This is a genomic window from Paenibacillus sp. J22TS3, from assembly GCF_018403205.1.
GTDB lineage: Bacteria > Bacillota > Bacilli > Paenibacillales > Paenibacillaceae > Fontibacillus > Fontibacillus tuaregi.
Genome location: NZ_BOSF01000003.1, coordinates 222,579 through 234,629, shown reverse-complemented (window position 1 = coordinate 234,629; position 12,051 = coordinate 222,579). Strand labels below are relative to the sequence as shown.

Annotated in this window: 12 protein-coding genes; 1 reads left to right on the top strand and 11 read right to left on the bottom strand. The window is 53.3% G+C overall.

The genetic code is table 11. The features are described 5' to 3' along the window. Nucleotides 1-348: 348 nt before the first annotated feature. Entirely contained in the window at nt 349-2,511 is a 2,163-nt protein-coding gene (locus KJS63_RS10780; protein WP_213619571.1) for an MMPL family transporter, read from the top strand. Between the two features lie 239 nt (nt 2,512-2,750). On the opposite strand, the gene KJS63_RS10775 is transcribed toward KJS63_RS10780, so the two are convergent. The 11 genes from KJS63_RS10775 to KJS63_RS10725 form a co-directional block, all read right to left on the bottom strand. Further along, nucleotides 2,751-2,966 carry a hypothetical protein gene (locus tag KJS63_RS10775; protein ID WP_213619141.1) on the bottom strand — a complete coding sequence of 72 codons (216 nt, stop codon included), beginning with the start codon at nt 2,964-2,966 and terminating at the stop codon, nt 2,751-2,753. 48 nt (nt 2,967-3,014) lie between these two features. After that, the gene (locus KJS63_RS10770) at nt 3,015-3,371 is read right to left on the bottom strand and encodes an EamA family transporter (RefSeq protein ID WP_068620795.1); all 357 of its coding nucleotides are present in this window, start codon (nt 3,369-3,371) and stop codon (nt 3,015-3,017) included. Then, nucleotides 3,355-3,702: a DUF2304 domain-containing protein gene (locus tag KJS63_RS10765; RefSeq protein WP_068620793.1), complete on the bottom strand. Its 348-nt coding sequence runs from the start codon at nt 3,700-3,702 to the stop codon at nt 3,355-3,357. Before KJS63_RS10765 ends, KJS63_RS10770 begins: the two co-directional genes overlap by 17 nt. After that, nucleotides 3,699-4,412: a glycosyltransferase family 2 protein gene (locus tag KJS63_RS10760; protein WP_213619140.1), complete on the bottom strand. Its 714-nt coding sequence runs from the start codon at nt 4,410-4,412 to the stop codon at nt 3,699-3,701. The genes KJS63_RS10765 and KJS63_RS10760 overlap by 4 nt, the downstream gene beginning before the upstream one ends. Beyond that, the gene (locus KJS63_RS10755; protein WP_213619139.1) at nt 4,409-5,701 is read right to left on the bottom strand and encodes an ArnT family glycosyltransferase; all 1,293 of its coding nucleotides are present in this window, start codon (nt 5,699-5,701) and stop codon (nt 4,409-4,411) included. The genes KJS63_RS10760 and KJS63_RS10755 overlap by 4 nt, the downstream gene beginning before the upstream one ends. A 131-nt stretch (nt 5,702-5,832) precedes the next feature. Further along, nucleotides 5,833-6,513: a DNA-3-methyladenine glycosylase family protein gene (locus tag KJS63_RS10750; RefSeq protein WP_213619138.1), complete on the bottom strand. Its 681-nt coding sequence runs from the start codon at nt 6,511-6,513 to the stop codon at nt 5,833-5,835. 41 nt (nt 6,514-6,554) lie between these two features. After that, on the bottom strand, nt 6,555-8,564 hold the full coding sequence (gene abc-f, locus KJS63_RS10745) for a ribosomal protection-like ABC-F family protein (RefSeq protein WP_213619137.1): 2,010 nt from the start codon (nt 8,562-8,564) through the stop codon (nt 6,555-6,557). Nucleotides 8,565-8,663: 99 nt separating this feature from the next. Continuing rightward, complete coding sequence (locus KJS63_RS10740; RefSeq protein WP_213619136.1) at nt 8,664-8,813, bottom strand: hypothetical protein; 150 nt, start codon at nt 8,811-8,813, stop codon at nt 8,664-8,666. A gap of 60 nt (nt 8,814-8,873) precedes the next feature. Then, nucleotides 8,874-9,713 carry an alpha/beta fold hydrolase gene (locus KJS63_RS10735; RefSeq protein ID WP_213619135.1) on the bottom strand — a complete coding sequence of 280 codons (840 nt, stop codon included), beginning with the start codon at nt 9,711-9,713 and terminating at the stop codon, nt 8,874-8,876. A 75-nt stretch (nt 9,714-9,788) separates the two neighbouring features. Further along, entirely contained in the window at nt 9,789-11,348 is a 1,560-nt protein-coding gene (locus KJS63_RS10730) for an amidase (RefSeq protein WP_213619134.1), read from the bottom strand. After that, on the bottom strand, nt 11,329-11,877 hold the full coding sequence (locus KJS63_RS10725) for a PadR family transcriptional regulator (RefSeq protein ID WP_213619133.1): 549 nt from the start codon (nt 11,875-11,877) through the stop codon (nt 11,329-11,331). The genes KJS63_RS10730 and KJS63_RS10725 overlap by 20 nt, the downstream gene beginning before the upstream one ends. Nucleotides 11,878-12,051 lie beyond the last annotated feature (174 nt).

The window sequence follows — 12,051 nt, the reverse complement described above, 5'->3', positions numbered from 1 at the left end:
ATTTCGGAGACAACCGTGGTCGTAAGAACGCTCGGCATCGCAGCACCCCAAAAGGTAACCTTCATAAGTTCATTTCATATAGTTACACTGGAGAGCCTTTTGTCTTTCGCTTGACGCGGAGCAAAGGCTCTTTTTGTATGAAAATTTAAATTCCTGTGAATTATTGTCACGTGGGTTGCTTACCGGACCCGCGGGTATATATAATATGACTTGAAAATGACCCGCGGGTCATTTAGGACTAGGCAATGATTCATCCATCATATTGATTGAATATTAGGAGGAAACCAAGTGAACCAGGAGAAGAAGGGATTTGGCGCATGGGTATCCGGCCGCAGCGGCAAGTGGGTCATGCTGGGCATCTGGGTGCTGATTGCCGGACTGCTTAACATGCTCTGGCCAGGTGTGAACAAGGAGACAATTAACAATTCTCCGAATCTGGCTGACAGCAAGCCATCTGTTCAGGCAGAAGCTGTTGCCGCGCGTGAATTTCCGAATGGCAAGGGATTGCCTGCCCTGATTGTGTGGCATCGGGAGGGAGGGCTGAGGGATGAGGACCTTCTGCATATTCAGAAGTTAACGGAGCAGGCTGAAGGGTCCCCCCTGCCGGAGCAGTCTTTTGTCGTGCCGCTGCATAAAGCGCCCCTGCCTGCATTAAAGGCTCAGTTGTCCACGGATGGAAGCACGCTGGCTGCCCCGATCTTGTTTAATGCTTCTGCGGAGACGGATCAACTCAAGGAGAGTCTTGTGCAGTTCAAGAGCCGGGCGGCGGCCGAATTCGGTAGCGATCCTTTTGCCGTGGAGAATACGGCGGGCGGGGAGATGACAGCCAGAGTGACTGGGCCAGTCGGTATCTCGATAGACGCTACAGGTTTGTTCAAGAATGCGGACTTCTCGCTGCTTATGTCTACGGTTGTGCTTGTGCTTGTCATTCTGCTGCTGATCTACCGTTCGCCGATACTCGCCCTTATCCCCCTGATTGCCGTAGGCTTCGCCTATGGGGTGGTAAGCCCTATCCTCGGAATAATGGCTCATAAGGGCTGGATTGTCGCGGATTCGCAATCGATCTCGATCATGACGGTGCTGCTGTTTGGGGCAGGAACGGATTACTGCTTGTTCCTGATCTCCCGCTTCCGCCAGCTGCTGCACGAGGAAGGCAGCAAGGGAAAAGCTCTCAAGCGGGCAATCACAGGTTCATCGGGAGCCATTGCCATGAGCGGCTTCACTGTAGTTCTGTCCTTGTTTGCTCTGCTGCTCGCCGAGTATGGAGCTTATCACCGGTTCGCAGTGCCTTTCAGTATTTCAATTCTTATTATGTTTATTGCAAGCCTTACGCTGGTTCCTGCCCTATTGGCGATCTTCGGCAGAGCCTCCTTCTGGCCGTTTGTCCCCCGCACGCCGGAGATGGAGCAGGAACGTGCCCGGGCCAAGGGCAGATCTGCACGTGAGCCGCATAAAAGCCGGATGCGTATTGGAAGCCTCGTAGTTCGCAGACCGTGGGCTGTTATGCTGGTTACCGTCCTCGTTCTGGGAGTTCTTGCTTCGTTTTCATCCCAGATCAAGTATACGTATGATCTTTTGTCGTCATTTCCGAAGAACATGGCTTCCCGCGAAGGCTTTGATCTTATTGGACAGCAGTTCTCCAAGGGAGAGCTGGCTCCCGTTAAGCTGATGGTTGATACCCAGGGCCAAGCAACTGACCTTGAGGGCAAGCTCGCGCAACTGGATTATGTGGATCAGGTTGGCAAGCCGCAGAAGGGTAAGATGAACCCGAACATTATTAGTTATGACCTTCAGCTGAAGATGAACCCTTACTCGATGGAAGCGATGAACCATATCCCTGATCTGCGGGCAGCGGCGGAACAGTCGCTTGCCAGTTCGGGTGTATCCTCCCCGGATCAGGCGGTCTGGATCAGCGGGGCCACGGCAACCCAGTACGATACCAGGGTCACGGGCGACCGGGACACCCGGATTATTATCCCGGTTGTAATCGGCTTGATCACGCTGCTGCTGCTCATTTACCTGCGTTCGGTAGTGGCTACCGTGTACCTGGTGCTTACCGTAATTCTGTCCTATTTCTCGGCACTCGGCCTCGGTTGGGTCATCCTGCATTATGGATTGGGGGCTGAAGCGATTCAGGGCGCCATTCCGCTGTACTCCTTCGTCTTCCTGGTAGCGCTGGGTGAAGACTATAACATCTTTATGATCTCTAGCATCTGGGAGAAAAGAAAGCATATGCCGCTTAAACAGGCCGTCAAAGAAGGTGTAAGTGAGACGGGCGCTGTAATCACTTCGGCGGGCATTATTCTGGCCGGCACCTTCGCCGTCCTTGCCAGCCTGCCGATTCAGGTGCTTGTGCACTTTGGCATCATCACAGCCGTAGGCGTGCTGCTCGATACCTTTATTGTCCGTCCGTTCCTCGTACCGGCAATTACTGTCCTGCTTGGCCGCTGGGCTTTCTGGCCGGGCAAGCATGAAGCGGTGAAGGAGAGACCAGTGAGTACGGATATGTAGTTGAGGTCGGCACAGGCCCGCAAACAAAAGGAGCTGTTCCCATAGGCAGATGTATCTGCTGAGGAGAACAGCTCCTTTTTCAAGTGATTCGAGGTGGTGCAAGAGTGGCCGAGCCTTTGTTATACAACGCCAAAATGCTACGTTGAAAGCTGTGCGCGGTGAGAATCGCCAGATTAAAGCAAGCGACCAGCAGCGGCAGTCCGGCAGGAACTGTACTTCCGCTTACGTACTTCCAAGCACTACAGCAGCGGAGGCAGCGAATCGTCCTGAAGAAGCGAAGCGTTCGCCTTTGCTCCTGGATTCCCACCCTGAAGATACAATTCAAGGAATCTGGGAGGAACAGCGATCAGAAGGATGATCCGCAGCCGTAGCGGCGGACTGTGACGAACAGTAGCCGTACCCGTAATGGTGGTTGTGACGTCCAGTGGCCGCAGCTGTAATGGTGGCTGTGGCACATATGACCTGATCGCTACTCGACTTGACCTGCGGTACGATAAAGCCAGTTACTTCGCGATCAAATACACACCCACAAGAATAACAGCCACACCAATAATTTTGGTTACGGTGATCACTTCACCGAAGATGAAGTAGGCTGCGACCATCGCGAAGACATAAGCGAGGCTCTGCATCGGATAAGCAACCGTCAGCGGTAGACGGTTCAACACGGCGAACCACAGCAGTGTTGCGATCCCGTACAGGGCTAGTCCCCCGATGATTGTCGGGGAGAAGACCAGCTTGACCCACTGCCCAGCTCCGGAGAGACCGCCGTTCTTCTGCAGTCCAATCTTGAACAGAATTTGTCCCGTTACAAGCAGCAAAATGTTGGCGAGCAGGTAGGCGTAACTAATCATCTTGTCCATGACGGGACTCCTTTTCTTTGCGGATCGTGAGCTCCTGGGTTAACCGGAGCACCTGGTTGGACAGCTTGGTCACCACCAGTGTCAGGTGGAGAATGAAGGCGAAGCAGAAGAGCAGCCCGAACAGGAATAACATCGCTGGCGCATATTTGACACCGAGCCAGGAAGCAATCGTCTCAATGAACTTGACGTTAAGCGAAATAATAAAGAGCAGGACTCCGAACAAAATCCAGAGAAGGGAGTACTGTTCCTTCAACTTCTGATGGCGGACAAGCTCAAGAACGATCGCCAAGAACAAGAACGACAGGATTACGGATAGAAAATAGATGGTCATCCCACCTCACCGGCTTTCGTCGTTTTATCGTAGCGGACTGCGCTCATCAGGACAGAGAGGGTAACCTTGAGCATGTAATACACGGACTTAATTGGCGTAATGGAAGATTTACCGGTCTCTCTGGAACGCATCTCTGTGGATACCTCGGTAATTCGGCAGCCTTTGCGTTTCAAATAAACGATCGATTCAACTTCCGGATAATCCATTGGATAATATTCGGCGTACAGGTTGATAACTTTGCGGCCCGCTGCGCGGAAGCCGCTGGTCGTGTCGGTAAATTTCTGACGGGTGACCAGAGTCACCAGCTTCGAGAAGAAAATAATCCCGACCCGCCGCATGCTTGATGAGCGGTAAGAGGTTTCTTCCACAAAACGGGAGCCAATCACGAGATCATAATCCGAAGCTTTGGCGATCAGCTTGGGAAGTTCCTCAGCAGGGTGCTGGCCATCCGCATCCATCTGGATTGCCACATCGTAGCCGTTGTTGCGTGCATACATGTAGCCGGTCTGCATGCCGCCCCCGATTCCCACATTAAAAGGCATAGTCAGCACATGAGCTCCCGCTTCAAGCGCCAGTGCCTCGGTATTATCCGTGGACCCGTCGTTGACAACGACAATATCAGCTTCTGGCGCGTGCTTGTTGATATCGCGGATAACCCGCACGATGCTGCCTTCTTCGTTATATGCCGGAATAATGATGAGTGTCTTCATCGGATGCCTGTTCCTCCCTGGTTTGCGTTAAGCAATGGTTCATTTTTTCTAATGGACAACAATCGGTCAATCAAGTAAGCTGCGAACAAGAATAAAATGATTTCGTTAGGATACCCATAACGGTTAAAAGCCACAAATGGCTGATAGATCAAAGTGAAATAAGCAAGCGTCAGCAGCAGCGGGGCCATTCTCCGCATCGGGTGTTTGATCAGCGCCCAGACTAGCCCAAGTATGCTTACCACGATCATAATTATTTGAAGCACGTTCATCACCGGACGGGTCACAGGCCAGAAAGGTCTGGAATAGAACGGATGGCTGTAAAGCTCGACCCATCTGCCAACGGTATACCAGTAAGTGTACTTCAGAGGCTCATGCATGAAGCCGTACTTGACGATATCAAGTCCCTTGGTTACCGCACTGCTATCGGCTCCCTGGAATATCGTCTTCGGATCATACTCCGGGTGTTCAACGAAGAAACCAGCTGGCGGCAGTGCTCCGTGAATTCGCGTTCCCAGCAGGAACGGGCTGCCCCCCGAATTCGTGAACAGAATGAACTTATCAAAAGTTACCATGTTGCGGATCCACCAAGGCAGAAGGCATACAATATACACAGCGGCCATGGCCCCAACATAACGGGCCATCTCCTTCCAGCCAATTTTCTGCTTCCACCATAGAATAAGGAAGATCGCCGGATACAGGGTCGCATGCGGTTTGAAGTAAGCCGCGACAGCGACCAGAAGTCCAATAAGCACATACCAGATAGTTTTTCGCTTGTCCAATGCCACAAAAGCGAGGCAGATGAGCAGCAGCTGAATCGTGCGGAAGGTCGTCTCGGACAGGATGCTGCCTGAGGAGTAGTAATCCGGCGGGTAGAGCACACAGATCACTACCGTGATCAGGGCCACCCGGGTATTGAAAACCCGGCGTCCGATAATGAAGATCAGATAGACCGAGAAGGCCTGCATCACACATTGCAGAATCCGGAAGGCGTTGATGCCGACATCGTCCTGTCCGAATATAGCCATCACACCGGCCAGCAGGAACGGCATGCCAGGCATGATAAACGCAGAAGGCTGTTCGCCCGAATTGTAGGCCAGGATACCCTGATTAAGCAGCAGTCTCGCACTATGAATGTACTTAACATCATCGTTGTTGCGCTTCACTAGATCCCCAAGCAGAAAATAGTTATTATAGGTTAACACAATGATGCAGGACAGGATAAGCACGATCGCGATACACACCGCAAGAAACCGTTTTGCGGGACGGCTGACCTCGGTTAAAGAAAACAATTTGGTTTCAACCCCACTCTATTTAATCTGGAAATTACAGGATTTACCTAGCATTAGCCCATTGTCCATGTTATCTCATATTCTGTGAAAGTTCCATGCTTATATTTCAAACGTTTCACATTTGTAAAAAGTTACTGCCGGGATGTTCCAAGTGTTGGATCTTCCGAAATGAATATCCAGTGTTCCAGGTTGTCCGATCCATCCACGGCCCCACAGTTGATGGCCTCCCAGAGATAGAGGCCTGCGATGGCCCCGTATGGGGTCCAAAGATGTGAGATTTGCTCCAGGTATTTCTTGTCTTTACGCTCTTCAAGACCGTGAAGCCACCGGGCCGCACGCTGCAGCCCCGCATCCCCATTCGAGACCACATCATACCGGCCCATGGCGAAGATCAGAAACATCTCCGCCGTCCAGCGGCCGATGCCTTTCACAGCGGTAAGGGCCTGAATAATCTCTTCATTTGTCAGAGAAGGGAAGAGGTTGAAATCCAGCTGGCCTGCAAGAATCCGGCTGCACAGGTCACGCAGGTATACAACCTTGGCTGCGGACAAGCCGGCCGCCCGTAAAGCCTCATCCTCCTGCTGGTGGATCGCCTCAGGGGTGAAGGCGCCTGTTACTTCCAGCACACGGCCGCGGATCGTTGCAGCCGCTTTAACAGAGATCTGCTGGCTGATAATGGATCTGACTAGAGAGACAAAAGGGTCGCTTTCAATCCGGATCTCAAGGTCGCCGATGAACCGGATTAATAGCCCCATTCTGGGATCGGCAGAGCTGAGGGCCAGCGCCCGGGGATCGCTAATTTCGAACTTCATAGAAACCTCCTCAGGAGCATAAATTCAGGAAACCGGCTCCTCTAGGAAGAGGAGTCGGTTAACAAGAAGTATTTCTCATACAATTCATCCAGACGGCAGGTTAATTGATCGCGTTCAAGCTGCAGCTCAACCAATCGCTGGGCATCAAGTACAGCTTCCGGCTTCTGCATAGCCTCATCTATCTCCGCTACCCTCGACTCTTCCGCTGAGATGGTCTGTTCCAGCTTGAGCAGGGAAGAGGGGTTTGCGGCCGGCTTACGGGTCTGCATGCCAGCTTCCCGGTCAATCCTGTTATCTTCCATAATAACAGGATTCGCGTTCCGCTCAAGGCTGGTGTTGCCTGCCTTCCTATTCACAGCCTCCTGGGCCAGTGCTGTAGAGGACGGGGCTGCCACTGCTGTATCCTTGTGAGCCTGCAGCTTCTCCTGATCGGACCGGAAATCATCGTAATTTCCGATATAGGCATGCAGGGTACCCTGCTCCAAGGACCATACCCGGTCCGCGATCCGGTTGATGAAGTACCGGTCATGAGATACCGCAAGGACGGAGCCTGGATATTCTTCGAGCGCCTCCTCCAAGGCCTCCCGCGAATCAATGTCCAGATGGTTCGTCGGCTCATCCAGAATAAGGAGATTCGGTCTGCGGTGCATCAGAACCGCAAGCCGCAGCCTCGTCCACTCCCCTCCGGACAGGTTGCGGACTTGCTTGAACACATCCGCCCCGTAGAACAGGAAGCGGGCCAGCTGACCGCGGGCCTCTCCCGCCTCCATCGCCGCCTCATCCTGGAAATAACGCAGTACGGTCTGTTCATCTTCCTTCGGCGCTGACTCTTGGGGAAGATACCCGGTCTCCACACGGGAGCCGATGGTGATCTCTCCGCTGTCTACCTTCTCAATCCCCAGTATACTTTTGAGGAGCGTGGTCTTGCCAGAGCCGTTTCCGCCGATCAGAGCGGCAGACTCGCCGTATTGAAGGGTCTGGTTCACGCCGCTGTAGAGAGCCCGGTCTCCAAACTGCTTGGAGACATCTTTGAGCACAAGGGCCAACTTGCCGGAGCGATCCTGCTGCTGAAGCTCGAGGCCAATCTTCTTCCGTTCGAGGACAGGCCGCTTCAGCTTGGTCATCCGGTCCAGCGCCTTCTGCATGCTAGCGGCCCGCCGGTGGAAGCTCGGGTTCGGTGGAACGGACCGGTTTCCCCATTCAATCAGACGTTTAATTGACTCTTCCATCTTCTTGATCTTCTTCTGCTGTTCCTGGTAATCCGCGAACTGCTGAAGGAGCAGCGCTTCCTTCTCCTGCTTGTACTGGCTGTAGCTGCAGTGGTAAGTGAAGGCTTCACCGTCTTCAAGCTCGATGATTTTACGGGCAACCGCATCAAGGAAGTAGCGGTCATGGGAGATCACCACCACCGTTCCGCTGTATTCCCGCAGGAAGCCCTCCAGCCACTGAATGGCGGCCATATCCAGATGGTTTGTCGGTTCGTCCAACAGCAGAAGATCAGGCTGCTTCAGCAGGATCACGGCGAGACCGATCTTCGTCTTCTCTCCACCGGAGAGTGAAGAGAAGGAGCGGCTGAACTGCTCTGCCGCGATGCCCAGACCAGCAGCCACGCGGTCCACATTCGCTTCCATCTCGTACCCGCCGCTCCGCTCGAACTGTTCCTGCAACTGGCCGTAGCGGGCGAGCAGCCGCTCAAGTTCCCTCCCGGGAGAGTCTGTGCCTGCCGAGGCCATATCAGCCTCCATCCGCGCCATCTCATCCTGGAGGGCCAGCAGGTCATCATAAGCGCTAAGCAGGACCTCACGTACCGACTTGGTGCTGCCGTAATCCGGAATTTGGCTGAGAAGCCCAATCCGGGCCCCTTTCTTCACGGCAAGCAGCCCCTGATCCGGCCGTTCGCTGCCGCTGAACAGGCGCATCAGCGTAGTCTTGCCGCTGCCGTTTTGACCGATAAGACCAACCTTGTCGCGGTTTTTAATTTCCAGAGTAACTTGGCTGAGCACCAGCTCGGCACCGTAATATTTTTGAATGTTTTGACATTGAATCATCATAAGAGTACGCTCCTTCGGCGAAGCCATGCTCCCATAACCGAAAGAAAGGGTTGCAGGAAATCCCTGCAACCCTCTTCACGCGTGATTCTATCCGTGAGATTAAGGTAGGAGCGGCATTTCGCATCGTAATAGGTTAATTGAATTACCGAAAATGGACAGACTTCTCCCGTTGTCGGCAAATTCATGAACGATGCCAGACAATGCCAATGGCAGCTGGCTCAGTTTACTCCATACCCGATTGCGATCCACTCGTACCTCACCTCCTGATTACATAGTTAACTTATATTTTATCCGAAAAGTGGAAGTGTTTCAAGATTCTATTCCCTGGCCAACAGGCAGCTTACCCGACACAAAATCAAGAAATGCGCTATTGAACTTGTCGAGCTCGTCATAGAAGACCCCATGACCACTCGCCCGGAAGCGGTATAACACCGAGCCCGGAATATTCCGCTGCAGGGCCTCGGCAGACTGGACAGGAACAATCCGGTCCTGCTCCCCGTGAAAGATTGCCGTAGGGACGCGGATATGAGGCAGATCCCCGCCCAGATCCTCATCCCGCAGGGAGAAGGCCGTATTGATTGTCCCGTGGCCGGAAGCTTCGAGCCCCATCTTCAGGAACCATTCCTCGAATTCCGGACTGAGTCTGGTGGCGAAGAATTTACGTCCGAATTCCTTCAACAGCTTGGGGCGATCTGTATACAGCTGCATGATCTGCCGGTTGATCTCCTCTTTGGTCTGGCCGAAGGGGTAGCCTTTCTGTTTCGTAAAAGACGGGGCAGCCGCGGCAAGCAGGGCCAGCCTGCTGACCCCGTGCCCCCGGTGTCTCGACATATACCTGATGGCTACGGCTCCCCCAACGGAGAAGCCGGCTAATGTGATATAGCGGAGTCCCATGGCATCGATAATGACCCGGATGTCGTCGGCCAAGCGGTTATAGTTGTACCCTTGCCAAGGGTGGTCTGAGCGGCCGAATCCCCGCAGATCGAGGCTGATGCAGCGGAAGCCGTATTTCGGCAGTTGATCGAGCTGGTATTTGAACATGTGATGATTGAGGGGCCAGCCGTGAATGAACAGAACGGTACGGTCGCCCCCGGGGTTAAGATCCTTCACGTAAATACGGACGCCAGGCTCGGTCTCGATATAGATCATGCTCTTCTTCGCCTCCCTATAACATGCTTAGTTAAGATTATGGGAAGGCGGGAAAGATCAGACCGTGAAAGTGATTTACGGTCTGCATTGGGCCAGTACGGGGTAGTCCTCCCGGGTCTTAAACAGATTCTCCAGCGTCTGCATGAGAAGAAGCACCTGATCCTCGCGGAAGGGTCTGCCCATGATCTGCACGCTGACCGGCAGGCCGGCGGAACTGCGTTCAAGATCGGCAAGCGCTGCAGCTGCCTTATCTTTAGGGTTTGCTTTGCGGGCGAGGGCTTCCTCGGGACGTACCGTGGAGAGAGACAGCGTTCCCGCGGGAAGACCGAGATAATTGGGCAGTGACACATACGCTCCTTCGAAGGAGATCATCTTGGTCCCACCATGAGGCGGAGCGGTGGTCACGAAGGAAGGGCAGAGCAAGACGTCCACATTTGTGGAATCCAGGGTACGGATGAATAGCTCACGGTGAGCCTCTCTTTGCATAGTTAATTTCTGGTACTGCTGCTCTGTCTTTGCCCCAATCTGGGACACTATCAGCTTGGCGAGGGCCTTCTGGCCGGAGAAGCCCAGCAGCTTGGTGATGAGCCAGCGCTTGGCAGGGGGGAAGCCTTGGGAAGCCAGCACGCCCGCAATATGAGGCGCAGTCGGGCTATCACCCAAAGTACGCTTCATTCCTTGACCCCCATCGGCAGTCATCAATCCGTAAAAGGTCTGAACCATGTGGTCCGGCTCTGGCAGAGTGAAGGGCACCACTTGGATACCTCGGGCTTCCAAGGCGCTGGAAGCTTCGCGCAGCAGACGCAGTATCGCCGGATGGGCTTCAACAATGCCGTCCGAGAGAACGATGCCCACACGAAGTTCAAGCGCGGACTGTCCTGACCGTTCAAGCGGGTACTCCTTCTGCCGGGATGCCAGCACCCGCATCGCAAGGTGCAAATCCTCTGTGCTGCGGGCCAGGGGACCGAGCGAGAACATGGCACCGGCTTCCGGACGAACATGATACACGCCTCTTGGAAGGGAGGCTGGAATCCGGCCGGGTGTTGGCTTCAGCCCGTGAACTCCGCAGAAATGGGCAGGGACCCGAACGCTCCCGCCAATATCGCTGCCTATGCCAAGGGGAGATCCCCCAAAGGCCACGGCAGCTCCTTCGCCACCTGAGCTGCCGCCTGGGGTCCGTGTCAAATCCCACGGATTAGACACTTTTCCATAGACAGGATTATCGGATTCATAACCAGTCAGGAGCTGCATTACGTTAGTCTTGGCGACAATGACGGCTCCCGCCTGGCGGAGCAGGTTCACGGACGCGTCATCCGTGGCTGCAGGCTCGGTAAGGTGGCTGATACCCCAGGTACTCGGAGAGCCCTCGACATCAATGCTCTCTTTTATCGTAACCGGCACACCATGAAGCGGGCCGAGCTTCTCTCCGCGTCTTACAGCTTCATCCGCAGCGGCCGCCTGATTGAGAGCCTCTTCATAGAGGGGGATGGCAACCGCCCGGGTGCTGGATTGCATCTGCTTCAGCCGTTCAATCAGCGCGCTTGTGATTTCAAGCGAGGAGTATCGGCCAGCGGCAATACCGGCGGCCATTTCAGACGCACTCATTTTGGAATAATCAATCTGGATCATGCTCATGGGCAGTTGGCTCCTGTTCCTGAAGTTTAGCAATAAACACTTCTGTTAGCTCTAGCTTGTTGTAATTGGAGCGGATTCCGTATTCCAGCGAGAACTGCTGTGGCAATGGCATCCTGCTGCCGAATTGCTCCTTAAGCTGTTCAAGCTCGGTGATATTCTTGCGGGCGGCTTCACGTGCTTCACTGAGCCATCCTATGATGGTGCTCTTGTCCACGTATTTTCCGAAGAACAGCCTCATCAAGGTATCGGAACGGACGGTATCCGGTTCGTAAGGGCCGACCAAACATTCAAGAAATTCGGCACGTCCGGACTCCGTGATGGAATAAATATTTTTGTTGGGCTTACCGTCCTGTGTAACTACGGTCTTCGTGAGCAGTCCGTCCTGCTCCAGGATTTTGAGAGTGGGGTAAATCGTCCCGTAGCTTGGATCATAGAAATAGGACAAGCGATTCTCAAAATACTGTTTGATTTCATAGCCTGATCTGGATTCATCCATAAGCACGCCGAGGATAGCATGACGGACTTTCATATATATCACTCCGATACAATTTTTAGTATCATATATCGACTCGATATATGATGTCAATAATATGTTTAAAGGTTATTTTTTTTGGGTAATAGTTAGATTGTGGTTCTAAATCCCTTTGATTTCCATTATAATAAACTTTAGTATGGCATAGCATACTTTATTGTTTAAATCATG